Origin of the sequence: Gardnerella vaginalis ATCC 14018 = JCM 11026 (genome assembly GCF_001042655.1) — a bacterium.
Taxonomy (GTDB): domain Bacteria; phylum Actinomycetota; class Actinomycetes; order Actinomycetales; family Bifidobacteriaceae; genus Bifidobacterium; species Bifidobacterium vaginale.
Genome location: NZ_AP012332.1, coordinates 696,114 through 720,120, shown reverse-complemented (window position 1 = coordinate 720,120; position 24,007 = coordinate 696,114). Strand labels below are relative to the sequence as shown.

General features: G+C 41.9%; 20 protein-coding genes, 4 tRNA genes and 1 CRISPR repeat array. Of the genes, 12 read left to right on the top strand and 12 right to left on the bottom strand.

The genetic code is table 11. From position 1 onward, the window contains the following. Positions 1-13 precede the first annotated feature (13 nt). Positions 14-841: an ABC transporter ATP-binding protein gene (locus GAVG_RS02730; protein WP_004111879.1), complete on the bottom strand. Its 828-nt coding sequence runs from the start codon at positions 839-841 to the stop codon at positions 14-16. Positions 842-1,403: 562 nt separating this feature from the next. Here GAVG_RS02730 and fucO point away from each other — a divergent pair. Then, positions 1,404-2,555 carry a lactaldehyde reductase gene (gene fucO, locus GAVG_RS02725; RefSeq protein WP_004111880.1) on the top strand — a complete coding sequence of 384 codons (1,152 nt, stop codon included), beginning with the start codon at positions 1,404-1,406 and terminating at the stop codon, positions 2,553-2,555. Positions 2,556-2,697: 142 nt separating this feature from the next. Here fucO and GAVG_RS02720 read toward each other — a convergent pair whose 3' ends face one another. Beyond that, positions 2,698-3,741, bottom strand: a complete 1,044-nt coding sequence (locus tag GAVG_RS02720; protein WP_004111881.1) for a LacI family DNA-binding transcriptional regulator — start codon at positions 3,739-3,741, stop codon at positions 2,698-2,700. A gap of 496 nt (positions 3,742-4,237) precedes the next feature. Here GAVG_RS02720 and GAVG_RS02715 point away from each other — a divergent pair, with 496 nt between their 5' ends. From GAVG_RS02715 to GAVG_RS02695, 5 genes are all read left to right on the top strand, one after another. Next, positions 4,238-5,521, top strand: coding sequence for an enolase C-terminal domain-like protein (locus GAVG_RS02715; RefSeq protein ID WP_013399559.1), 1,284 nt, complete (start codon positions 4,238-4,240; stop codon positions 5,519-5,521). A gap of 132 nt (positions 5,522-5,653) precedes the next feature. Beyond that, positions 5,654-6,445, top strand: coding sequence for an SDR family oxidoreductase (locus GAVG_RS02710; RefSeq protein WP_004111884.1), 792 nt, complete (start codon positions 5,654-5,656; stop codon positions 6,443-6,445). 142 nt (positions 6,446-6,587) lie between these two features. Further along, complete coding sequence (locus GAVG_RS02705) at positions 6,588-7,874, top strand: MFS transporter (protein WP_004111886.1); 1,287 nt, start codon at positions 6,588-6,590, stop codon at positions 7,872-7,874. A 66-nt stretch (positions 7,875-7,940) separates the two neighbouring features. Beyond that, complete coding sequence (locus GAVG_RS02700) at positions 7,941-8,714, top strand: amidohydrolase family protein (protein ID WP_004111888.1); 774 nt, start codon at positions 7,941-7,943, stop codon at positions 8,712-8,714. A 123-nt stretch (positions 8,715-8,837) separates the two neighbouring features. Beyond that, positions 8,838-9,752 (top strand): dihydrodipicolinate synthase family protein, encoded by a 915-nt coding sequence (locus tag GAVG_RS02695; protein WP_004117946.1) that lies wholly within the window; start codon positions 8,838-8,840, stop codon positions 9,750-9,752. Between the two features lie 118 nt (positions 9,753-9,870). Here the strand turns inward: GAVG_RS02695 and thrS are convergent, their stop codons facing one another. The 5 genes from thrS to GAVG_RS02670 form a co-directional block, all read right to left on the bottom strand. After that, positions 9,871-11,901: a threonine--tRNA ligase gene (gene thrS / locus GAVG_RS02690; protein WP_004115326.1), complete on the bottom strand. Its 2,031-nt coding sequence runs from the start codon at positions 11,899-11,901 to the stop codon at positions 9,871-9,873. Between the two features lie 144 nt (positions 11,902-12,045). After that, complete coding sequence (locus GAVG_RS02685; RefSeq protein WP_004111893.1) at positions 12,046-12,945, bottom strand: metal ABC transporter permease; 900 nt, start codon at positions 12,943-12,945, stop codon at positions 12,046-12,048. 2 nt (positions 12,946-12,947) lie between these two features. Beyond that, on the bottom strand, positions 12,948-13,892 hold the full coding sequence (locus GAVG_RS02680; RefSeq protein WP_004111894.1) for a metal ABC transporter permease: 945 nt from the start codon (positions 13,890-13,892) through the stop codon (positions 12,948-12,950). Then, positions 13,882-14,694 carry a metal ABC transporter ATP-binding protein gene (locus tag GAVG_RS02675; RefSeq protein WP_013399558.1) on the bottom strand — a complete coding sequence of 271 codons (813 nt, stop codon included), beginning with the start codon at positions 14,692-14,694 and terminating at the stop codon, positions 13,882-13,884. Before GAVG_RS02675 ends, GAVG_RS02680 begins: the two co-directional genes overlap by 11 nt. Before the next feature lie 94 nt (positions 14,695-14,788). Further along, complete coding sequence (locus GAVG_RS02670; RefSeq protein WP_004115334.1) at positions 14,789-15,973, bottom strand: metal ABC transporter solute-binding protein, Zn/Mn family; 1,185 nt, start codon at positions 15,971-15,973, stop codon at positions 14,789-14,791. A gap of 341 nt (positions 15,974-16,314) precedes the next feature. Between GAVG_RS02670 and GAVG_RS02665 the strand changes: the two genes are divergently transcribed. The 3 genes from GAVG_RS02665 to GAVG_RS02655 all read left to right on the top strand — a co-directional run bounded on the left by GAVG_RS02665 (position 16,315) and on the right by GAVG_RS02655 (position 19,091). Next, positions 16,315-17,358 carry an ADP-dependent NAD(P)H-hydrate dehydratase gene (locus GAVG_RS02665; RefSeq protein WP_009993726.1) on the top strand — a complete coding sequence of 348 codons (1,044 nt, stop codon included), beginning with the start codon at positions 16,315-16,317 and terminating at the stop codon, positions 17,356-17,358. Positions 17,359-17,372: 14 nt separating this feature from the next. Then, positions 17,373-18,059, top strand: coding sequence for an HAD family hydrolase (locus tag GAVG_RS02660; RefSeq protein ID WP_004111901.1), 687 nt, complete (start codon positions 17,373-17,375; stop codon positions 18,057-18,059). 99 nt (positions 18,060-18,158) lie between these two features. Beyond that, a complete protein-coding gene (locus GAVG_RS02655; protein ID WP_004115343.1) occupies positions 18,159-19,091 on the top strand; it encodes a LysR family transcriptional regulator in 933 nt (310 codons plus the stop codon). A gap of 246 nt (positions 19,092-19,337) precedes the next feature. On the opposite strand, the gene GAVG_RS02650 is transcribed toward GAVG_RS02655, so the two are convergent. The 4 genes from GAVG_RS02650 to GAVG_RS02635 form a co-directional block, all read right to left on the bottom strand. After that, positions 19,338-19,410: transfer RNA gene (locus GAVG_RS02650), tRNA-Val, on the bottom strand. Positions 19,411-19,450: 40 nt separating this feature from the next. Further along, a tRNA-Val gene (locus tag GAVG_RS02645) sits at positions 19,451-19,522 on the bottom strand. A gap of 31 nt (positions 19,523-19,553) precedes the next feature. Continuing rightward, positions 19,554-19,624 (bottom strand) — tRNA-Cys (locus GAVG_RS02640). A gap of 28 nt (positions 19,625-19,652) precedes the next feature. Next, positions 19,653-19,725: transfer RNA gene (locus tag GAVG_RS02635), tRNA-Gly, on the bottom strand. A 170-nt stretch (positions 19,726-19,895) separates the two neighbouring features. Between GAVG_RS02635 and GAVG_RS02630 the strand changes: the two genes are divergently transcribed. The 3 genes from GAVG_RS02630 to GAVG_RS02625 all read left to right on the top strand — a co-directional run bounded on the left by GAVG_RS02630 (position 19,896) and on the right by GAVG_RS02625 (position 20,808). Continuing rightward, positions 19,896-20,180 carry a hypothetical protein gene (locus GAVG_RS02630; RefSeq protein ID WP_013399556.1) on the top strand — a complete coding sequence of 95 codons (285 nt, stop codon included), beginning with the start codon at positions 19,896-19,898 and terminating at the stop codon, positions 20,178-20,180. A gap of 126 nt (positions 20,181-20,306) precedes the next feature. Next, positions 20,307-20,468, top strand: a complete 162-nt coding sequence (locus GAVG_RS06835; RefSeq protein WP_004111910.1) for a hypothetical protein — start codon at positions 20,307-20,309, stop codon at positions 20,466-20,468. Positions 20,469-20,478: 10 nt separating this feature from the next. Continuing rightward, positions 20,479-20,808, top strand: coding sequence for a hypothetical protein (locus GAVG_RS02625; protein ID WP_004111911.1), 330 nt, complete (start codon positions 20,479-20,481; stop codon positions 20,806-20,808). A 215-nt stretch (positions 20,809-21,023) separates the two neighbouring features. Next, a CRISPR array of direct repeats spans positions 21,024-22,820; the repeat unit is 28 nt; unit sequence GGATCACCCCCGCGTATGCGGGAAATAC. Positions 22,821-22,927: 107 nt separating this feature from the next. On the opposite strand, the gene cas2e is transcribed toward GAVG_RS02625, so the two are convergent. Then, positions 22,928-24,007 carry a type I-E CRISPR-associated endoribonuclease Cas2e gene (cas2e, locus tag GAVG_RS02620; RefSeq protein ID WP_004112679.1) on the bottom strand — a complete coding sequence of 360 codons (1,080 nt, stop codon included), beginning with the start codon at positions 24,005-24,007 and terminating at the stop codon, positions 22,928-22,930.

Sequence of the window (24,007 nt, the reverse complement as noted above, 5' to 3'; positions counted from 1 at the left end):
AGTTCACCACCTTTTATTGCAATTGAGCAGGCTGATTATTAACGCCAGCCTCGCTACGCTCCATAAGCATCTTGCTCATTCCTTCTGCAGTAGGATTTTGCACGTCTTCAACGATTTGACCATCTGCAAACACGATTGCTCGATCCGCGTAAGACGCTGCAACAGCGTCGTGAGTAACCATAATCACAGTTTGACCAAGCTCCGTTACAGACTTCTTCAAGAAATGCAAAACTTCCAAGCTGGAAGCAGAGTCGAGATTGCCAGTAGGCTCGTCTGCAAAAACTACGGAAGGCTTAGAGATTAAAGCTCGAGCAATTGCAACGCGTTGACGCTGACCACCAGAAAGCTCAGCAGGCCGATGCTTTAAACGATCTTGCAAGCCAAGAGTATTAACCAAAGTATTAAACCATTGCTTATCTGGCTTTTTGCCTGCCAAAGTAAGAGGCATAAGAATATTTTGCTCAGCGCTAAACATTGGAAGAAGATTAAAACTTTGGAAAATAAAACCAACCATCTCGCGGCGCATAAGCGTAAGCTGCTTATCACTCATGCCTGTAATATCTAGGCCGTCAACCAAAACTTTTCCAGAATTAACGCTGTCAAGACCAGCCAAAGAATGCATTAAAGTTGACTTTCCAGAACCCGAAGGACCCATAATCGCAGTAAACTTGCCGCGCTCGAAACTAACGCTTACATCTCGCAAAGCGTGAACAATGCCTGCACCCTTGCCAAAATCTTTAACAACATGCAAAGCTGCAACCGCAGTCTCGCCAATCAAACCTTCTTGAGCGGAATAATTCATTTGCGTAAAACGCGTATCTTGACTATTTTCAACACTCATTTTGCACCTCGCTTACTTTTGCAGTTCCTTACAAGTATTGGAATTACCTTACAATTACAATTTACGGGATTAAAAACGCATTCTCTATAGTGCGTAAGGCTGATATTCTCATTGAAATAATAGGAATTTTGATATTAAATTTTGATATAAAAATGCTCTTATATAAAATCGTCATACTTTAGTATGAGAAGCTTGCATAAGATTGTTAATGCTACAAGCTCAAATTTGCATTTCAAGCGATTAGTTAATGCAAAATAAGTCAATTTGGCAACTACAACACCATCAATTAAAGAATTTTTCTTAACATGATTAATATTTTTCCTTCAAAATAAGCATTACAAATCATGTGCTCGAATTTTTATAAATGTGCTTATTTATATCTAAAATAAATAAAAATGCATAAAATTAGTTACTTTATGTTCATTTTAATTGCTTATTTGTTAAGTTTAGTAATAAAAAGCTTATTTAATACACTCGCCAAATGTCATGCAATATTGTAAAATATTAATCGACTACCAAAAATTTGGCGTATGCCAATATGAAACTCAAAGGAGATTTTCGCATGGTTTATAGAATGATTTTCAATCAGACTGCTTACTTCGGTCGCGGAGCAATCAAAGAGATTCCAAACGTTGCTAAAGCACACGGCTTTAAAAAAGCATTTGTAGTAACAGATCCTGTTCTTGTAAAAACTGGAACCGTTAAAAAAGTTACAGACGTTCTAGAATCAGCTGGTCTTCCATACGAAGTATTCGACAATGTAAAGCCAAATCCACCTGTTGAATGCATTCAAGACGGTGTAGAAAAGTTCAAGGTATCTGGAGCAGACTTCCTTATTGGACTCGGCGGCGGCTCTCCACAAGATACATGCAAAGGCATTGGAATTATTGTAGCAAACCCAGAGTTTGGCGACGTTCTTTCTCTTGAAGGCGTTGCAGATACAAAGAATCCTTCTGTTCCAATCTTTGGCGTGCCAACAACCGCAGGAACCGCATCCGAAACAACAATCAACTATGTTGTTACCGATACTGCAAAGCTTCGTAAATTCGTTGCAGTAGACCCTCACGATATTCCAATCGTTGCATTCGTAGACCCAGACTTAACCGATTCCATGCCACGCTCGCTTAAAGTTGCAACTGGTTTGGACGCGCTCACCCACGCAATCGAAGGTTTCATTACACCAGGCGCATGGAGCCTTTCGGATTGCCTGTCTTTGCAAACAATTCGCATGATTGCACAAAACCTTGCAAAGAGCGCAGATGGAGACGTTCCAGCAGGCGAACAAATGGCTTACGCAAGCTATATAACTGGCATGGCATACTCCAACGTTGGTTTGGGCTTAGTTCACGGCATGGCTCACCCACTCGGCGGTCGCCTTGGCGTTGCTCATGGCGTTGCAAACGGAATTTTGCTCGCTCCTGTTATGGAATACAACAAGGATTACACTGGCGAAAAGTATCGCGATATTGCTGCAGCATTCGACGTTCCAAACGCATACACAGATGACCTCGAAACCGTGCGCAATGCTGCTGTAAAGGCAGTTCACGACTTAACTGTTAAGCTTGGAAATCCTACTAAGATTAGCGAGGTTGGAGCTAGTGAGGCAGATATTGAAGGCTTAAGCCACGACGCTTTGGCAGATGTTTGCACTCCAGGAAACCCACGCAAGGCCACTTTGGAAGACATTCGCAAGATTTACACAAGTTTGATGTAGTCTTCTGAAATAATCAAATAATAAATAAATACGCAATATTTGTGGACGCAACTTATCTTGATTTAGGCTGCGTCCACATTTATTTGATTTATGTCATAAGCCATAAATCATAAGTCAAATTCTATATCTAATAACTCTTCTATCAATCGACAACAGTCTGAGTACTTTCTCGAATAACAATATGCGCAGGAAGAACCAGTTGATTCTCAATCTCCTTACCTTCCCTAATCTCAAGAATCATTCTAATAGCATTCTTTGCTATTGAATCAAAAGGCTGATTAACAGTTGTTAAAGATGGCATCAAATACTGTGCAGGATACACGTCATCAAACCCAGCTACAGAAAGCTCAGATCCTAACTTCATACCGCGCTCGCGAGCAGCGCGATACACATTTACAGCTGTAATATCGTTGCAAGCGAAAATAGCAGTAGGACGCTTTTCTTCAGGCAAATCCAAAATCTTACAAGCCATTTCATAGCCACGTTCAGGAAGATAATCCCCCTCTTTAACCAAATCTTTATCAATCGTCAAGCCAGACTGCTCCATTGCAGCGTTATAGCCAGCAAATCGGGCTACACCAGATTGAACATTAAGAGGACCAGTTATAACGCCTATTCTCTTATGCCCCAGATTAATCAGATGTTTTGTAAGCTCATAAGCTCCTGTCCAATTATCGATTGAAATCGTGTGATCTTCCCCATTAGAAAGAGACACGGGATCAATTATAATCAACGGAATATTTCGCATACGCAAAAATTCCTTATCTTTCTGCGTAAGATCAGACATTTGAGATATAACACCAAGAGGATTTCTATCTACAATTCCACGCAAACATTCATCACGTTTCTTACCATTATCGGTTTGAGCGACTGTAAGAGCTAATCCTTCTCTTTGCGCCCAACGAGATGCGTAAGTAATCATCTCAATCGTGCCATTATTTGCCACATAATCTACTAATAATTCAATTGTCGGAGATACCTTAGTGCTTACAAGCGAATACTCGCGCCCACTTTTTAAAAGAACTTCTTCTACTTTTTTGCGAGTCTCATCTGAAACGCCAGTTCTACCGTTAATAACCTTTGAAATTGTAGAAGGCGATACCCCCGCCTTTTTAGCCAACTCCGTTATGCGAGGTTTTGAAGATTCATTTTCAGCAATGCTAGTTGCGTGACTACGAGTTGGCATATGCACTCTCCTAATTCCTATATTCCTATGCTCATATGCTTATAAGTCGCAAAATTTTCTTAAGTCGCAAACAAATTCAGAGAAAATTTCTTACTTAATTTTGCATTAATTCTCAGCAATGCGAAAATTCAAAAAATAGAAAAACCGCATTATTGCCTAACATATCAAGCCTAATAGAAATAATATCATATGTTATTTCGCTACAGACTATGCAAAGTCGCGAAATTTTCTTATGACACGCCGAATAATCAGAATTTAACAGATAACATCGATGCCAAAAGTATTCATTTTTTAACAGTTATAAAAGATAAAAGCTCAATTTTTCAATATTCTTAAAATCCGAAATATGACATTTATCACAAAACGTGAGATTAGGAAAAATTCGCAAAAAATTATTTACGAAAATTTCCTAACAATTAGAACATTTTTCTATTATTTTGTTATAAAATATAGGAGTAGGTCACAACGATCTTAAAGCAAAGGAGCACGAATCGTTATGAGTACAATTACATCAGTAAAAACCTATGATTTTAGATTCCCTACGTCGCAAACGCTTTCTGGATCCGACGCAATGAACAAAGATCCAGATTATTCATCCGCATACGTAGAAATCAAAACCAGCCTAGACGATGGCATTAAAGGTGTTGGATTTGTATTTACGATTGGCCGCGGCAACGATGTTGTTTGCGCAGCAATCGACTCCATGTCTCAAGTGCTTATTGGCAGAAACGTAGAAGAATTACTAGACAACATGCGACTTGCATGGGATCTTTTTGTTCACGACTCACAACTTCGCTGGCTAGGTCCTGAAAAAGGCGTAGAGCACATGGCAATTGGCGCGATTTTGAGCGCATTGTGGGATATTAAAGCAAAGAGAGCTGGAAAGCCATTGTGGCGCTTGCTTGCCGAGATGGATCCAAAGGAATTAGTCTCTACGCTCGACTTCCGCTACATGACAGACGCTTTAAGGCCAGAAGAAGCAATCGAATTCTTGCAAGATGGCCAAAAAGGCAAGGAAGAGCGAATTGCAGACTTGCTTGTAAACGGCTACCCAGGATACTCCACTGCCGCAGGCTGGCTCGGTTACAGCGACGAAAAGATGGTTGCAATCGCTAAGGAAGAATCGCAAATTAAAGGCTTTAAGCAAATTAAGCTTAAGGTTGGTCAAAATGTAGACGACGATTTAAGAAGACTCGCACTCGCTCGCGAAGCAATCGGCCCAAATGTTCGACTTGCAGTAGACGCAAACCAAGTGTGGGATGTTCCAACAGCAATTACTTGGATTAATCGCTTCCACGACTTCGACTTAGCTTGGGTAGAAGAGCCAACAAGCCCAGACGACGTTATTGGACACGCAACAATCGCTCGCGCAATCAACCCAATACCAGTTGCAACTGGCGAGCAAATGCAAAGCAGAATCATGTTTAAGCAATACTTGCAGGCAAACGCATTTGGAATAATGCAAATCGACGCAACTCGAGTTGCAGGTCCACAAGAAGTTGTTCTCGAATACTTGCTTGCTCGTAAGTTTAACAAGCCAGTTTGCCCACACGCAGGCGGAGTTGGATTGTGCGAAGCCGTATGCCACTTTGCAATGTTTGATTATGTTGCAGTTTCTGGAACAAAGGAAGGTCGCATGATTGAATACGTAGACAATCAGCACGAGCACTTTGTACATCCAACACAAATCAAGAATGGCAATTACGTTGCGCCAACCGCCCCAGGTAATGGCACTGAGATGACGCTGGAAACAGCCGAAAAGTACCTTTATCGCGGCTAAAAATAATAAAAAATAAGTGGCTAATCGCATAGTGATTAACGATTAGCCACTTGTAACAATAACAAATCATAGAATTTTATAATTTAAAAATTAACTAAAAGCAAACCACATCATTTAACAAAGGAGTTCATTATGGATTTGCATTTGGAAGGCAAAGTTTTCATTGTAACAGGTGGATTCAAGGGAATTGGTAAAGGCATTACGCTTCAACTTGCTCGAGAAGGCGCAATTCCAGTAGTTATTAACCGCGCAGATGCTGCAGAAGAAACATTCCGCAAAGATATTGAGCAATACACAAAGAACTACGATGTTTATCTTCTCGACTTGAACGACACGGACGAGATTGCACCAATTATTGAAGAAACCTATAAGAAGTATGGTCATATTGACGGCATTGTAAATAACGCTGGCGTTAACGACAACAAGGATTTGGAATCCACTTCTTGGCGCGACTTCGAGAAGTCGATTCACGGAAACCTCACTCACTACTACGAAACTGTTCATGCTGCTGTAAAGTACTTGAAGGAAAGCCACGGAGCTGTTGTGAACATTTCTTCTAAGACTGCTCTAACTGGCCAGGGCAAGACTAGCGCTTATGCTGCTGCAAAGGGCGGAATCTTAGGCTTGACTCGCGAATGGGCTGCAGCTCTTGTCCATGATTGCGTGCGCGTAAACGCGATTGTTGTTTCGGAATGCTGGACTCCACTGTATGCAGATTGGATTAAGACATTTGGTGACGAAGCTGCTCAGCAAGCTCGCTTGAAGGTTATTACAGACAAGATTCCTCTGGAAAACCGCATGACTACTACGGAAGAGATTGGAAACGAAGCTGCATTCCTGCTTTCGGATCGCTCTTCGCACACCACTGGTCAGTGGGTATTCGTTGATGGAGGCTACGTGCATCTTGATCGCGCTTTGTCTTAAATCACAAATGCAAATTTAAGATTAATGCAGTTTAGCTAGTAAATGGTGCGCAATGCGAATGTGTGTTTGCGCACCATTGCACAAAATCATTTAAGAACTTAAAATCTTAAACTTTTAGAATTATTCTCACACAGGAGTGACGATGACTACAAAAGAAAACGACAATGCCGTCGTTAAGAATAGTAAAAATGGCTCAAAAGCTATGATTGCCATCGTATTGGTAACATCTTTGTTCTTTGTATGGGGCTTGACCATGAATTTGGTCAATGCACTGAATTCACCATTTGGCAATTATCTTGAACTGAATAATACTCAAAAAGCATTGCTGCAGGTAGCATATTTTGGCGCATACTTCGTTATGGCAATTCCTGCAGGCTTAATCGCAAAGCGTTTTGGATACAAGGGCGGCGTTATTAGTGGCCTCGCACTCTTTGCTCTTGGCGCATTTGCGGTAATCCCTGCAACAGCTACCGCAAGCTACGCAATGTTCCTAGTTGCAATGTTTGTTATAGCGTTGGGCGCAGCAACTTTGGAAACGAATTGCAACCCTTACATTACTAAGCTTGGCGATGAGAAGGGCGAATCCTTTAGAATCAACATGGCACAGAGCTTCAACGGAGTTGGAAACATTGTTGGACCTCTTATTCTTGGTCAAATTTTAGGCAAAACTGTTGCTAAGAACGAGCCAGGCTTCGACGTTGCTAAGCTAAAGTTCCTTGGCGATACTCGCTTGATTTACATTGTTATTGGCATTGTTCTTATTGCGATTATTGCAATCTTCTTCTGCTTTAAACTCCCTACTCCTCCAGGAGACGTTGAGGCAGACCAGGAAAGCAAGGGTGATTCTTCCTTCATTCATCTTATGAGCAAGCCATACTTTACTCTTGGAATTATTGCAGAATTCATCTTTATTGGACTTCAAGTTGCTGGAATGGCAATGTTCTCCGACTTTGCTCTAAAGCATTGGGGTACTGGAATCACCACTGGTGTTGCTGCTTCTATGCTTGCAATCGTTTCCTTAATGTTTACAATCGGCCGCTTTGTTACAACTCCTTTGATGGCAAAGTTTGATGGTGGCAAGATTCTTGGATTGTACATGACTTTAAGCGCAGTGCTTATGTTTGTTGCATTCCTTGGACTTGGTCAGATTTCTGTAATCGCCTACATTGTAGCGTACTTGTTTATCTCCATTGGCTTCCCAACAATCTTCTCTCTTACTCTTAAGGGAATTCATGGAGCAGCAGCAAAGACTGGTTCTTCTGCACTCGTTATGAGCATTGTTGGCGCTGCAATCATTCCGTTAGTTTTCGGTTTGGTACAAGATTTTGCTGGAATCGAAGCCGCCGTATTGCTCACAGTTCCAGGATTCTTGTATGTTGCTTGGTACGCTCTTTGGGGCTCAAAGATTGGTCTTGTAGAAGCTAAATAATTCGCGAATAACTACAAAGTCTTTACAAAGTTTTTATTTGAAAGTCTTTAGAAAGGAAAATTTATTATGTCTCAACTTCGTATTTTGGATTCACATTTTCATATTTGGGATCCAACAAAGCAAGTCTTGCCTTGGCTTGATGGCTTAGACAAGTTAAACCACACTTTTACTCTAGAGCAGCTAGAAAAAGAGTATGCAGATTTAGGAGTTGACTTCCTCGGCGGCGTATACGTTGAGGTTGATGCTGCAGACCACGAGCTAGAAGATAGGCTTATTGGCGAAAATCCTAATCCTAAAATTCTAGCTAAAATGCTTAGAGTCACGTTGGATCCGTTTATGCGCGTTCCAATTCACGCAACCGGTATTCGCGAGCCTCTTCATATTCCAAGCGAGCCACGCGGACGTTGCCTAGAGCCTTCGTTTATTGGTGGTCTTAAGGCAATGGCGAAGAAGGGCATGCCTTTCGAGCTTTGCAATCGTGGCGAAGAACTTGGAGATATGGCTAAAGCTTTTGAGCAAGTTCCAGAAGTTACTGTTGTTCTAAACCATTTGGGCAATGTTCCAGGATTAGACGACGATTCTTGCAATGCTTTGCGTGCGTTTGCAAAGCTTCCACACAGCTATATTAAGATTTCGGGAGATAATCCAGTAAATCCAGATATTGTTAAGTTTGTAAAAGACACCTTTAGCCCTGATCGCCTACTCTTTAGCTCCAATTGGCCAGTTGTTAAGTTGAATTCTTCACTTAAGCAGCATCTTGACTTAATGGTTGAGCTTTTCGGCGACGACGAAGATTTCTTTATGAATAATGCAAAGAAGGCGTATGGTATTAAACTGTAATTAATTAAGTTATTTGAATAATCGATTTGAATAATCATTGCTTATGGGGTGTAAGATTTTGCCAGTTAAAGTCTTATACCCCATAATTCAATACACAAAATAATTAATAAAAGGACGAATTTTATGATTACTTCTAGTATCGCAAAGCTTGATTTGCATGCTTTTAAGGGCGTTTTCTGCCCATCAATAACTGTAAGCAAAGATGACGGAAGCATTGACTACAACTTATGGGCAAAGCACTTAGACCATCTGATTGATGCTGGGATTAATGGCATATTGATTTTTGGCAGCATCGGCGAATTCTACGCATATCCACTTAGCATAAAAAAGGAAGCTGCTAAGTTTGCTATTGAACATGTTAATCACAGAGTTCCAGTTCTTATAGGCGTTGGAAACACAAATCTTAACGAAGTACTTGACTTTACTAAGTTTGCGGAAAGTTGCGGAGCAGACGCTGTTGTAGCTGTATCTCCATACTACTTTGGACCAACTGCACCAACTGCCGAACGATACTTTGGCGCAATAGCTAACGCAACTAGCTTGCCCGTTATTCTATACAACTTCCCTGCTCGAACTGGCAGCGATTTAACACCAAGCTTAGTTGCAAGTCTTGCTGAAAAATACCCGAATATTGTTGGTATTAAAGATACGGTAGATACTATAAGCCATACTCGCGCAATGATTGAAGCCACTAGACGCGTAAACCCAGATTTCGTTGTTTTCTCTGGCTTTGATGAGTATTACACTCCTAACAGGATTGCTGGAGGAAACGGCGTGATTTGTGGTCTTACAAATGTAGAGCCAGAAACTTTTGCATCTTTGCATAAGGCGTATGAGGCTGGCGATTTTGCACATCTTATTGAATGTGCTAAAAGAATCAGCCATTTGATGGCAGTTTACAACACTACCGACTTGTTTATTTCTGCTATTAAAGCTGCTGTAAATCTTAAGGGATTGCCGATTAGCACGCTTGTTCGCGAGCCTGCAAGTCAAGTTAATAGCGAGCAAATCGAAGCAATTCGTGCGCTGCTTAAGTAACTAAGTCACTCGTAATAAATCAAGAATAAAAGGAATAAACCCGCACAACGTTAAGAAGTGCGGGTTTGTTTTGTATTGACTTACGTTGATTTATGCTACGTAAGTTGCATCGCGAATGCTACTTTGTGTAGCGCTCAAAATCTTCTGCAGTATTCACTTGAACGCGCTGCTTAATAATGGACAAAATCCACTCTTTAGCTTGCTCAACTGGAACACCATTCAATTGGCTACCATCGCGGAAGCGGAAGCTCACAGCATTGTTGTTCACATCCTCTTCGCCAGCAATCAAAGTGAAAGGCACCTTAGACTTAGAAGCGTTACGAATCTTCTTGCCAAAGCGATCGTCGGAGCTGTCCATTTCGCAACGAACCATATTCTCTTCCAAATCGCTAATAAACTTTTGCAAGTGCGGAGCAAACTCGTCTGCAACAGGAACGCCAGTCACCTGAACAGGAGCCAACCATGCTGGGAACGCGCCGGCATAATGCTCAAGCAAAATCGCGAAGAAACGCTCAATAGAGCCGAAGAGTGCGCGGTGAATCATAACTGGGCGCTGGTGGCTACCATCAGCTGCAATATACTCCAACTTAAAGCGCTCAGGCAAATTGAAGTCAAGCTGAATAGTAGAAACCTGCCAAGTGCGGCCGATTGCATCGCGAGCTTGCACAGAAATCTTCGGGCCGTAGAATGCAGCTCCACCTGGATCGTCCACGAGTTCCAAACCAGACTCTTTAGCAACCTCTGCCAAAGTGTTAGTTGCTTCTTCCCAAATCTCGTCGGAACCAACGAACTTGTGCTCATCCTTAGTGGAAAGCTCCAAATAGAAGTCGTTCAAACCGAAGTCTTTAAGAAGACCAAGCACAAAGTTAAGCAAGCTCTTTAACTCATCGCGCATCTGCTCGCGAGTGCAGTAAATATGCGAATCATCCTGAGTCAATCCGCGAACGCGAGTTAAGCCATGAACAACGCCAGACTTTTCGTAGCGATACACAGTACCAAACTCAAACAATCGCAAAGGAAGCTCGCGGTACGAACGCTGACGAGACTTGAATATCAAGTTATGCATTGGGCAATTCATTGGCTTCAAGTAGTAGTCAGCACCTTGACGAGTTACGTTACCGTTTTCGTCGCGCTCTTCGTCAAGCTTCATTGGAGGATACATGCCATCCTTGTACCACTGCAAATGGCCGGAAGTCTCATACAAGCCGCCCTTAGTAATATGCGGAGTTTGTACGAAGCTGTAGTGATGCTTTCTGTGCTGTTCGCGCGAATAATCTTCCATTGCGTTAATGATTGCAGCACCCTTTGGATGGAACACTGCTAAGCCTGGACCAATCTCGTCTGGGAATGAGAACAAATCCATTTCTTGGCCAAGCTTACGATGATCGCGCTTAGCAGCTTCTTCCATGCGAGTTGTATAAGCTTTAAGCTCTTCCTTGCTAGGCCAAGCAGTGCCATAAATGCGCTGAAGCATAGGGTTATGCTCCGAACCGCGCCAGTAAGCTGCAGCCACACGCTCAAGCTTAAAAGCCTTAATATAGCGCGTATTTGGCAAATGAGGTCCGCGGCACAAATCGCTCCAAACTTTATTGCCTTCGCGATCCAAATTGTCATACATGCTAAGCTCATGCTTGCTGATTTCGCCAGCAGCAGCCGGATCAAGAGCCGCTTCCTTATCTCCAATCAACTCCAACTTATAAGGTTGATTTGCTTCTTCTTCGCGCGCTTCATCCTCTGTTACAACGCGGCGGCGGAAGCTTTGAGACTCTTTAATAATGCGCTGCATATGCTTTTCGATTTGCTTCAAATCGTCTGGCGTAAATGGAGTATCAACATCGAAATCGTAGTAGAAGCCGTCTTTAATTACAGGACCTACGCCCAACTTTGCGTCTGGTCGAATTTCTTGAACAGCTTGAGCCATCACGTGTGTAGCGGAATGACGCATGATTGCGATGCCATCTTCACTATCAAGTGCTACTGATTCCACGGTATCGCCGTTATGAAGAGACGTGTACAAATCACGCAACTCGCCATTTAAACGCACGGCAATAATATTCTTATCTTCCGCGAAAAGTTCAACGCCAGTGAAGCTTGCATCCACCTCCTTGCGCTCATTGTTTACTGTGATGGAGATGGTATTTTCAGCCATAATTGTCCTTTTCTATCGGGGTCTTGCGTTACTAATGTGCAGACCTGGACTTGTGTGGCGTCGATAAACTTACGCGATTAAAACATAAATAAAACGCGCAAAAAACGACGTCAATCGCACGCATTTTTCACGTGCAATTCTATGTTACTCTAGAACAACAGAGCGACTTTTTAACAATGATTTTTTGCAAAAACCAGAATAAATCTCATGTATTTTCAAAAAGATACTTTCACTAAGCTTTACAACTAAATAGAAGCATCCAGCGCAAATCGCGATAGTTCCGCCAGCAGAAAGTCTTAAAATCACAGCTAAGGCAAGTCCTAAAAGCGCTATAAAAATAGAAGACAATACGCACGCAAACACAAATTTGTTAATGGAACGCATTCTGCTCTTTAGTGCTGCTGCAGGAGCTGCGATTAAAGATACCGAAACAACAGTTCCAACAGCTGGAATAATTACCGAAACTGTAATGATTATTAGCGCAAGAACAATTCCTTGCATTAATCCGCTTCTGCCTCCTAAAGCTTTGTAATTAGTGGAGTCAAAAGAGCAGTGAATCAAATTAGCACTATTAAAACTCCACAATCCTAGTGCAAGAGCGAATGCAATAATCGCAAAAATCACGTCTGCAGGAGTGCAATTAAGCAAAGATCCTGTTAAAAAACCCTCAATTCGCAATGGAAGAGGAGCAAACCACTTGTTTAAAAAGTAGCCGCTTGCAAAACCAACAGTAAGAGTTATTCCAGCAGATGCTTGAGAAGATATGCCCTTTAGTTTAGAAAGCACATGCATCATAAAAGACAAAACAATACAAGCCAAAGCAGCGCCAATAAAAAGACCAATAGACAAAACGTTTTGGTCAATCGTATAAACAGATGTAACTACAACTCCAATAACAGCTCCTGGAAAAGCAGCGTGAGTTATAGACTCGGTGAAGAAAATACGCTGATTAAGCAAAGCCAAGGATCCAACAAAACCGCATAATGCTCCAACAGCAATTGCCTCTACAATCGGAAGAGCAATAATTTGCCAAATACTTACCATTATTACTTTCCACCACCATCTATTGCGCTAGACTTTTTCTTTTTAGAAAACTTTTTAGAAAACACTAGTGCGTATGTAACTCTGTATAAGAATCTTAAAATCAAAACGACTACGAACATTGCGCAAATACTTAGCGCCACTGCAGCTTGCGGAGAAACTGGATGATCAAGTTCCAAGTTCATAGCGTACATGCCTAATAAAACGCCAAAAATACCAACCGCAACGCCAACAAACGCCATACGCCCAACAGTGCGAGAAACCAATCTTGCGCTAGCTCCAGGAATAACAAGGTATCCAATAACAAGAAGTACGCCAACAGCCGAAGATGCAGAAACTACAACAGACGCAATTGCAACGTTTAGCACAATATCTACAAGTAAAGTATTAACACCCATTAAAGGAGCACTAGCGCGGTCAAACGCAACAACAATTTGCTTCTTCCAAGTTAGAACAAGTAATGCGATTGCAAATAAACAAATAAGCATTGCTTGAGTCATTCTATCATCTGTAACATCTAGCAAACGTCCAAACATAAGTGCTTCAAGCTGTCCAGACATATCTCCCTTTTTAAGAGATATTACGATTCCAAGCGCAAAAAATGTTGTTAAAACTGTTGCAATTATTGACTCGTTGATTTTTTGAGACCTAGATGCCCACACAAGAGCGGCAACCAGAAAAATTGCGCAAATCGAAGCTCCTGGAATAATTTGCCCAATTCCACCATATAACGCTCCGACTACGATTCCAGGAAAAATCCCGTGAACCAAAGCCTCCGCATTAAACTCGGCGCATCTTAAGTTAACAAACACGCCAACTATTCCGCTAGCAATCGCAAGAACAATAAGAAGACAGAAAGGTCTGAAAATGTATGGAGCGGATGCAATAAAGTCAAATCCTGGTATAGGCTCGAGGATTTTGCGCAAAGACTCAACCAATTCAGCTAGCATTGGATTCGTCTCCTAAAGCAGTGCCCGAAATACTTGAATCACTAAAAGTGCTTGTGACACTCGCCGCATTTAACGAATCATCTTTGTTTGCTAATTGATTCAAAGTAATACCCGCACTTGCAGCTGGCATACTTCCACCATAAGCCAAAGATATGTTTTCTTTAGTCATGACTTTTCTAAGAGGCCCAAAAGCTACTTGACGACCAGCCAAAAGCAAGGCTTTTTCGCAAATCGCGTCCGCGATTACCAAGTCGTGAGTAGAGACAACAAACGAAATCCCATCTTCTTTTGCGGACTTCATAATATTGAGCAGTTCTTTTCGATTCGGCTCGTCTAATCCGTTAAAAGGCTCGTCTAAAAGAATTAACGTAGGGCGCGCAACAATAGCTCTAGCAAGCAATATTCGCTGGCGCTGACCTCCAGAAAGATCACCAAATCGCACATCTGCTCTATTTAGCAAACCAACATGATTAAGAGCGTCCTCAACAGATTTTTTCTGGCTTTTTTTAAGCAAACCAAGGAATCCAGTTTGCCTGCTTAAGCCCATTGCTACAACCTGACGAGCGGTGATTGGAAAAGTCAAATCCAAATCAACTTGTTGAGGAACGTAGCCTATAGAAACCGTTTTTGGCATTGTTAAGCTTCCATGGCTTACTCGCACAATACCAATAATCGCCTGCAAAAACGTTGTTTTTCCAGAACCATTAGGTCCTATTAAAGCTAAAGCCTCTCCAGCTTCTACACTTCCGTTAAGCCCAGTCACAACAGTTTTATAACCGTATGCTAGGTCGCAATCTTTCATTGCTAGGACGCTCTTATTCACTATAAATTAACCTTCTTGTAACTACTTTTGTAGTGATTTATTATTTTCAGCTACTTATATAGCCACCTATTAACTACTTTTTCAAAGCAGTTTTTACAGATTCTGGAAGGTCTGGAACTTTGCCATCCCAAGCCTTAACAAGAGTCTGAACATTGTGGACAATGGAACCAATATAGGTCTCGCCAGCAGAGCCAACAGGCCCAAGGGAATCGCCATAAAGCGCATCGTCGCCAATAATCGCCTTTACGCCTGCAGCAGCAGCCACAGCCTTAATAGACTTTGAATTGTTGGAATTTTCGGCAAAGATTGCTACGGCACCAGACTTTTTAACAGCTTCTGCAGCCTCCTTAATATGGTCTGCAGTTGCATCCTGCTGACTGTTGAAGTCAGAAAGAGCTGCGCCAATAAACTTAACATTGTAGTCGCGTGAGAAGTATCCGAATGCGTCGTGCGAAGTAAACAGAACGCGATGTTCCTGCGGCACGCTGTTCAAAGCTTCAGTAGCCCAAGAGTCCAAATCAGTAAGAGACTTAACGAACTTTTCAACATGCTCATCGAAGATTGACTTACTTTCTGGAAGAGCTTTGCCAAGGAAGTTACCAATATTCTTGACTTGAATCATAGTATTCTTGGTGCTAGTCCAAATATGTGGATCATACTGGAATTCTGGCTCTTTCTCGCCTTCTTCTGGTGGGAATGGCCATTTTTCAGCATGAACCTTTTCAACACCGCGGTCAATCTTGTAAGGAAGATTCTTTTCTTTAGCAGCTTCTGCCTTTGAATCCTTGATTTCGTCTGCGGTAAGAATGCCCGAAGTTACTCCCATCGTGCCCTTAAATCCAGTAGCTTTTACAGCCTGATCTAAGAAGTGCTCAAGATCTACTCCAGAAACAAGCATTAAATCTGCTTTAGAAAGCGCTTTGGATTGCGCTGGAGTCATCTCATGCTCGTGTGCAGACGCGTTTGGCGCGAGTAAGCATGTAAGGTTGATTGTTGACTTTGCTTTGTCTTGAGGCGCGCCAATCACAGACTTTTTGCCTTGAGAATCGGTTTTATTAAGGCTTAATCCAGATTTTGCATCTGCAGTGGATGCGATTTGAGTTACATAATCGCAGATTTGAGTGGTGGTTGCAACTACGTTTACTTGATTACCGTTAGTCTTTTGATCTGCTGTCTTAGCTGTTGATCCACATGCGCACAAGCCAACAGTTAGCAAAGCGGCGGTGGCTGCGGTGGCAAAAATTCGTGCAGTTTTCACTATTTTCCTTTCCGGAATCTATGAATTCACATTATTGCAAGTCTTGTAATCTGTTTAAAAAGCGTTTTCACTTTCTCCATTATTTTTAATTAGGAAAGATTATCGTTAGCAATAACGTTTAAAAGCATAGAAAAAATATGATGGATGGTCAATGAAATTTTGAAAATTTATTATATTTTTTCAAAAGTGGCGTGTCGCAAATTTTTTGTCTGATATAATTGCGATTTTTCTTGCGTTATATAAATAAATGGTGTATATAGCGAATGCAATGTGACAAATAACAAAACCACAAATAACAATCCCACAAATAACAATCCCAGATATTCACTACAATCGTAAGCATGAGTGAACTTCTAAACATAGAAGCAAAAGATGTAAGCAAATGTCTAAAAAAGCCTAAGCCTTTTTACAATAAATACTCGCGTGGGGTTCTGGGATTAGTAACGGGTTCTAATGAGTATCCTGGAGCTGCAATATTAAGCGCGAGTGCTGCGTCACACGCAAATATTGGAATGGTTCGTTATGCCGGTCCTCTTCGCGCACAAAACTTAGTATTACAAACATCTCCAGAAGTAGTAGCCTCGGAACAATTGACTGGAAAAATCGACGCTATAACAGTTGGATCTGGAATACCAGATGCGGATCATTGCAATACTGAAGCTAGCGCAAATCAAAGAAAATACATTGCGAGCATTCTTGCGCAATATGCGAAAGAAAATAATAATTCGAAAGAACAATCAATAAGTCAAAAAGATAATCTTCCACCACTATGCGTAGATGCTGGAGCGTTAGATTTACTGCCAAAACATGTTTGCACAAAAGTGGTTCTCACTCCACACACAGGAGAATTAAGCTCACTTTTTACTAGATACGACTTGAATATAAGCGCACAGCAAATATCTAGCAATCCAACACACTACGCTCAAAAAGCAGCCGATCTTACTGGAGCAACTGTGCTAGTTAAAGGCGCAACAACAGCAGTTGCATCACCATCAGAACTACACTCTCCCATTTATATTGCAAAATGCGCTCCATCTTGGCTCGCAACCGCAGGTTCAGGAGATGTACTGGCAGGAATTCTAGGAGCATTATTAGCGCAACGCGAAAGAAAAGAAAATAATAAAAATTGTGCAGAAAATTATGCAGAAAACTACGCGAATTACGCAGAAAACGAAAACTATGCTTTTATTGCAGCGAGCGCAGCTGTAATCCACGGAATTTCAGCATCATTAGCATCTAAAATCAACAGCGAAAACAATTACACTCAATTGGCGCAAGACATAGTGGAATCAAATGATGCTTCAACTTCAGATCACCCAATTGTAGCAAGCGATATTATTAATGCGCTGCCTTACATTATTGGTCTTTTAATGAATCTTAATTAGTGAAAGAAGAAAAAATGAAAAACACAAATATCAACACAAATATCAACACAAATGAAAATGTAGAATCTGTTGAAATTCACGACGTAATGTTTGATTATTGTAAGGTCTTACTCGAGTGGAATTGCAGGAATTGTTTACAAAAACAGTTCCCGGATTTAGTAGACACGATTTGCCCTAATGGTACTTTTGGAAAAGACGATTTGGCTGGATTCTATGAGTTTGAAGACCGCATGGACGGCGGCGAACTACTAAAAGACCTTTTGCCAGAATATGAAAGGCGCTTTGGCAAGGAGCTTAGTAACGCTTTTCAATGGTATTGCGCACACTATGACCAAGTTCTTACGCAAATGATGCCTGGAATGGTTGATTTATTGCACGATTTACGCAAAGCTGGCTACGGAGTTTGGGGATTGACTAACTGGTCTAAAGAAACTTTCCCACTCGCATTGCGTAAATTCCCAGAATTGAACACGCTTTTACAAGGTACGATTATTTCTGGCGTTGAAAAATTGCATAAGCCACAGCCCGAGATTTTTGAACTTGCTATGAGCAGATTTGGATTGAAACCGCAAACAACTGTTTTCTTCGACGATAAGCCAGTAAATATTGATGGCGCGCATAACGTTGGAATGCATGGGTTTGTTTTTACTACTACCGAACAAGCTCGCAAAGATTTAGCATCGCTAGGCGTTAGATTATAGGCGTTAATCGCAAGATTATAGGCGTTAGTTTATAGTTGTTATAGTTGTAATAGTTGGAAATAGTCAAGTATAAATCCCAAAATCGGAAGGCTCTTAATAATGACGCTGCTGCAATTAAAGTACATTGTGAAAATCGTAGAGTGTGGATCTATGAACGAAGCTTCGCATGAACTTTATGTTTCACAGCCAGCGTTAAGCTCTTCCGTAAAAGAATTGGAACGAGAGCTTGGCATTGAGATTTTTACAAGGTCTTCTCAAGGAATTGCATTAACTGTTGACGGAGCTGAGTTTTTAACATACGCACGACAAGTTTTAGACCAGGCAGATTTGCTTGAAGAGCGATACAACAGCACTAAGCCTAGAAAACAGCTTTGCAGCGTTGCAACTCAGCACTACATGTTTGCTGTTGAAGCTTTTGTAGACATGATTCGCAGCATTGATTCTAACGAGTACGAGTTTTCACTAAGGGAGACTCGTACAAAAAATATTATTAATCAAGTGACTTCAATGCGCGCAGACCTTGGTTTGCTTTATCTTTCCGACTACAACAAAGACGTTATTGGAAAGATGCTTCGAGAAAAGCATCTTGAATTCCATCCACTTTTCCGCGCTAAATTGCATGTGTTTATTTCTAGAAACAATCCACTTGCGGGTCATAAAAAACTCACTTTGGAGGATTTGCGACCATATCCGTTTATTCAGTATGAGCAGGGTGAGGATGGTAGCTTCTTCTTTACAGAGGAAGCGGTATGGCCTCAACATCCACCTAAAAAGATTAATGTTACAGACCGCGCAACCATTTTGAACTTTATTATTGGCCTTAATGGTTTTACTATTTGCACTGGAATCGACAATGGCGACTTGAATAACGAGAAAATCGTGACTATTCCGCTGGATTGCGAAGAAACCATGCTTGTTGGGTGGATTAAGAATGAGCGCACGAATCTTTCTCCTGCAGCAATTGCGTATCTTTCTCAACTCGAATCTGTGTTAATTAAACACGGATATCAAGTAATAAGTAGAGCTAAATAGTAGAACTGAGCAGCATAACCGAGCAGCATAACTGCGAGATTTTGGGAATTACACTATTCAGCACCGTTACATTATCCAATACTATTTTTGTGCATAACTCAAAAATAGTGTTTAATTTTGACGCTACGCTTATTCTTAAATCAACCTATACGCGAAAAATGTATTAACAAAATGCTGACTAATACCGAGACATACCAGTAGATACAAAAAATGCGGTATATCATACCGCGAAACTGAACAATATTGTGGGTGATATAGGAATCGAACCTATGACCCCTTCCGTGTGAAGGAAGTGCGCTAGCCGCTGCGCCAATCACCCAAAATTTTTTTAATTATGCGTGAAAGGCAATCCTTTCGAGTGGGCGATACAAGGTTCGAACTTGTGACCCCTTCCGTGTCAGGGAAGTGCGCTACCACTGCGCCAACCGCCCAGGTTGTTTATTAAGCTAACCCGCTTAATCGAGGTGGGTACGAGAGTCGAACTCATCTATACGGCTTTGCAGGCCGCTGCCTAACCGCTTGGCTAACCCACCGTAAGGTCGAATAACTCACCGGACCTAGAGCGGACAACGGGACTCGAACCCGCGGTCTCAACCTTGGCAAGGTTGCGCTTTACCAACTAAGCTATGTCCGCAATGCTCTCACACTGACAACTGCCAGCGCCGAAGCACGAGTAACTACTATACCCGAAATATTCTCAAATGCAAGCTTTGCGTCTTTTGGCGTGTCGCTTGGTGTGCTCAAGAAGTTTGTATAGTATTCGAGATTTATATATTGTGTTTTGCGCCAATTATTAAAGTGCTCATGTTTTATTACGGTCGCTACGAAACACGCGTTGGAAGTCATACGATTCGCCAGTATTTGGTGATTACTAGGAAAAAGCAGAAAGCAGGCACGCTCACAATTGCGGATTTTCCACTCCCAGACGCGTTGGCAGGCATTGTGCAAGAAGCACCATTGTGGAATTATGAAACAATTCGCATGTATGCTGCTAACCGTTCTCGTAACCCTATCGTTTTGCCTAATAGTGCAGCTGACGCGGCTGAGCTTATTCGACTACTCGTTGCTGAAGGCACTGCTAGACGGTGAGCAAGAAGAGTCATGGTGTTATGCTGGGATTATGGGCAAAAAAACGGGGGTTCCAACCAACGATACTGGCTAGAACCCCTAGCCTCAATCTTTCCACACGATTATGAGTAAAACAAGAATACGATTATGAGTAAAACAAGAGTATTAGGCATTATTTCAGCCATCTGCGCTATTACAGCGGCAACAAACGTTGTTCTACAAGTGCCATTTGCTGGCATTGGATTCACTCTAGCTGCTGGTATTGCTGGACTGTCTGCTGGTTTAACGGGTAGTAGTAAAGAAAAATAAGGAGCATATTATGCTAGATGAGAACGGTCAAACAGTACTCGTATCACTGCATGATATTGCGCGTCTTCTTGGCGTCGGCTACGAGTCTATGCGCCAGTATTTGGTGCGATCTAGGCGTGCAGCCTTAGATGGTCAAGATGCGAGTAGCCTCCGCGGTCTGATCCCACTACCAACGCACTCAGTTGGTGCGCTAACAGCAAAGCCTGCGTGGGATTATGACATTATACGTGATTGGGCTGCGCGCCGCCCACATCGCCCTGTAGAGCTGCCGTCATCATGGCAAGCGCTGCAAGAGGCGGTTAGTAAAGCAGCTAAAGCAGAGTCAAACAATCAACAGTAAAAATAAGGGGTAGGCAAGTTTTTATTTGCCTACCCTATTATAAAAACAATCAACGCGCGCGATATAATACGCCGCGTAGCGTTTTAACCTCCACTTGTGCGTCCGCTATCATATCCACCACTAGACTACTACAACCACACTTGCCGCACATGTAGGTTTTATCCAGCGTATGCGGAAAAGACGTGGTTATACCCGCCGCGTTTTTAGGGTGCTTAGGATCACCCCCGCGTATGCGGGAAATACTGTGTTTCATGTTCGACTTTGCCGCTCAACTCGGGATCACCCCCGCGTATGCGGGAAATACACAATAAGGACAAAACTCAGAAAGTATGATACGGGATCACCCCCGCGTATGCGGGAAATACTAGCACAAGAATTAAAAGATGGTACACTTGACAGGATCACCCCCGCGTATGCGGGAAATACAACGACACACTTAGTATACCCAATTCGGGCGTGGAATCACCCCCGCGTATGCGGGAAATACAAACATTCCAGCAGGAACACTTCGCAGGCTTCGGGATCACCCCCGCGTATGCGGGAAATACATACTCAAAGTATTCTCTGATTGAGAATACAAGGGATCACCCCCGCGTATGCGGGAAATACGCGCAGCGTGCTAGAGATGAGGAAGCCATTGGGGGATCACCCCCGCGTATGCGGGAAATACTAATTTTGCAATGCAAGCAATGAAGAACGTTTGGGATCACCCCCGCGTATGCGGGAAATACGTTCACGAATGGCTACATCTGCTAACGTGTTAGGGATCACCCCCGCGTATGCGGGAAATACTTGTTCTTTAGATGTCACGTCAATGCATCATACGGATCACCCCCGCGTATGCGGGAAATACAGCACAGCATCTACAAGAGCGTTTACAAGCTCAGGATCACCCCCGCGTATGCGGGAAATACTTGAGCCTGTGCTTAAGGATGGAGTGATGACGAGGATCACCCCCGCGTATGCGGGAAATACGGTTTGGTTTTTAGTATCCGAATAATTTGATTAGGATCACCCCCGCGTATGCGGGAAATACTAAATTTATTATTAGCTCAAAATAAGGAAAATAGGATCACCCCCGCGTATGCGGGAAATACTACCATGATATGTCAATGCCGTTTAATGCCATAGGATCACCCCCGCGTATGCGGGAAATACCAATAAAACTATCGATTGCGCCACCTAGTACAAGGATCACCCCCGCGTATGCGGGAAATACTCGATGACACTATCGCACGCCGCGGCACGACGCGGATCACCCCCGCGTATGCGGGAAATACATAAGCCGCTCAAGCACAGCATCTACAAGAGTGGGATCACCCCCGCGTATGCGGGAAATACGCTCTAAAATCATAATCACTCATTGCGCATCGGGGATCACCCCCGCGTATGCGGGAAATACGCTCTAAAATCATAATCACTCATTGCGCATCGGGGATCACCCCCGCGTATGCGGGAAATACATAAAAACTTTTCTTTTCGCTCTTAAATTGATAGGATCACCCCCGCGTATGCGGGAAATACTACATAAACATCTGTTTCTGAACCGTCAAACCAGGATCACCCCCGCGTATGCGGGAAATACTAAAGATATTACACCTATAATTACAGCTTATAAGGATCACCCCCGCGTATGCGGGAAATACGTATTTACAAAACTTTTTAGCACGCATTAACGAGGATCACCCCCGCGTATGCGGGAAATACCTTTTTGAAGGTATAAAACCTCGTAAAAACACAGGATCACCCCCGCGTATGCGGGAAATACGCATCTGGTTGCCGCATTATGCAAACTTTACGGGGATCACCCCCGCGTATGCGGGAAATACTTAAAGCATCCAGAGAGTGTAGCCAATGATGAGGGATCACCCCCGCGTATGCGGGAAATACGGGAGCGGCATATCAAACGGCTTAACCGTGCCGGGATCACCCCCGCGTATGCGGGAAATACGCAGGATACTTGTAAAGCAAAAGAACGTGAAGGGGATCACCCCCGCGTATGCGGGAAATACACTTAAAAATCCCAATAAAATAGCTATTTTTCCAAGACTAAATAGTAAAAACTATTTACTTTTCAAAATTAACCCATTGTTGCACACAATCCTTCAAAATTATAACCTTATGAAAGAAACTTTAACAATTCTGTCAAATTAAGAACAAGACGCGCCGTTAGCCTAGCATCCAGGAGAGCTCTATGAGGAACTGACTCAGAAATGTTATACTCATGCAGAACAGTCTTCAACTGATAATTTTTCAAAAACCTCCTATCATGCTTCACAAAACGTGAAATATCAATAACTTTATTAACAGAAAAAGCACTGCTGAGTTTCTCATCTAATGAGAATAAAGCCGAATTAAAAAATCCAATATCAAACGATACGTTATATCCTAATAATGGTAATTTTCCCACAAAATCAATAAATTCTCTTAATGCTAAATCTAATCCGACACCATAAGATTCAAGCATGTTGGATGTAATACCAGTTAGCTCAATAATTTCATTAGGAATAAAATTATTTTTGTTAAAATTACTAACGCTATCGCAATTAATATTTATTAATTTCTGGAATTCTTCAATTTTCCCATCAATGAACTTAACGGCTCCAATTTCGATAATTTTATCAACTTTGCTATTTAAACCTGTAGTTTCGCAATCTATTACAACAAAATTCTTACTTGTTTTACCAATAAAATCTTTCCAGTAATCTGTACAAGTTATTTCTTCATTATTTGTAGTAAATTTTGCATTTTGAGAAACATTATCATAACTTAGATAACTAATACTTTCAGTTGTAAGATTATTTTCAATTTTATTAGAAGTAGTATTAATACTTTTACGCCTAACATTTGAAAATTTCCTTGCGTTATGAAAATGTGCTGCATCGCTAAATCCATGTTTAATATCGTTTTCTAATGTATCAACTGTTGGAATACGTACCAGAGGTAATCCATCCGAATAAACCACCTCACGATGCGAATGAATAGTTTTAAAATCGTAGCCAATTTCATTTCTGGAAGAAAAGCTCATTGTTACAGCACCATTTCCAACACTGTCTTCTATGCGCTTCCATAATTCTTCTCGAACTCGACTATTAAAATTGCCGACGTAAACGCCTGTAGCTATTTCTTGCATCCACTTGGTTAAATCACCTCTTAAAGATAGTGGACAGTTAGTCATCGTAATCACAGTTAACGGCAT

Bases quoted from the DNA above. Each gene is read 5' to 3' on its own strand.
- GAVG_RS02730 (WP_004111879.1), bottom strand. From the start codon at position 841: ATGAGTGTTGAAAATAGTCAAGATACGCGTTTTACGCAAATGAATTAT.
- fucO (WP_004111880.1), top strand. From the start codon at position 1,404: ATGGTTTATAGAATGATTTTCAATCAGACTGCTTACTTCGGTCGCGGA.
- GAVG_RS02720 (WP_004111881.1), bottom strand. From the start codon at position 3,741: ATGCCAACTCGTAGTCACGCAACTAGCATTGCTGAAAATGAATCTTCA.
- GAVG_RS02715 (WP_013399559.1), top strand. From the start codon at position 4,238: ATGAGTACAATTACATCAGTAAAAACCTATGATTTTAGATTCCCTACG.
- GAVG_RS02710 (WP_004111884.1), top strand. From the start codon at position 5,654: ATGGATTTGCATTTGGAAGGCAAAGTTTTCATTGTAACAGGTGGATTC.
- GAVG_RS02705 (WP_004111886.1), top strand. From the start codon at position 6,588: ATGACTACAAAAGAAAACGACAATGCCGTCGTTAAGAATAGTAAAAAT.
- GAVG_RS02700 (WP_004111888.1), top strand. From the start codon at position 7,941: ATGTCTCAACTTCGTATTTTGGATTCACATTTTCATATTTGGGATCCA.
- GAVG_RS02695 (WP_004117946.1), top strand. From the start codon at position 8,838: ATGATTACTTCTAGTATCGCAAAGCTTGATTTGCATGCTTTTAAGGGC.
- thrS (WP_004115326.1), bottom strand. From the start codon at position 11,901: ATGGCTGAAAATACCATCTCCATCACAGTAAACAATGAGCGCAAGGAG.
- GAVG_RS02685 (WP_004111893.1), bottom strand. From the start codon at position 12,945: ATGGTAAGTATTTGGCAAATTATTGCTCTTCCGATTGTAGAGGCAATT.
- GAVG_RS02680 (WP_004111894.1), bottom strand. From the start codon at position 13,892: ATGCTAGCTGAATTGGTTGAGTCTTTGCGCAAAATCCTCGAGCCTATA.
- GAVG_RS02675 (WP_013399558.1), bottom strand. From the start codon at position 14,694: ATGAAAGATTGCGACCTAGCATACGGTTATAAAACTGTTGTGACTGGG.
- GAVG_RS02665 (WP_009993726.1), top strand. From the start codon at position 16,315: ATGAGTGAACTTCTAAACATAGAAGCAAAAGATGTAAGCAAATGTCTA.
- GAVG_RS02660 (WP_004111901.1), top strand. From the start codon at position 17,373: ATGAAAAACACAAATATCAACACAAATATCAACACAAATGAAAATGTA.
- GAVG_RS02655 (WP_004115343.1), top strand. From the start codon at position 18,159: ATGACGCTGCTGCAATTAAAGTACATTGTGAAAATCGTAGAGTGTGGA.
- GAVG_RS02630 (WP_013399556.1), top strand. From the start codon at position 19,896: ATGTTTTATTACGGTCGCTACGAAACACGCGTTGGAAGTCATACGATT.
- GAVG_RS06835 (WP_004111910.1), top strand. From the start codon at position 20,307: ATGAGTAAAACAAGAGTATTAGGCATTATTTCAGCCATCTGCGCTATT.
- GAVG_RS02625 (WP_004111911.1), top strand. From the start codon at position 20,479: ATGCTAGATGAGAACGGTCAAACAGTACTCGTATCACTGCATGATATT.
- cas2e (WP_004112679.1), bottom strand. From the start codon at position 24,007: ATGCCGTTAACTGTGATTACGATGACTAACTGTCCACTATCTTTAAGA.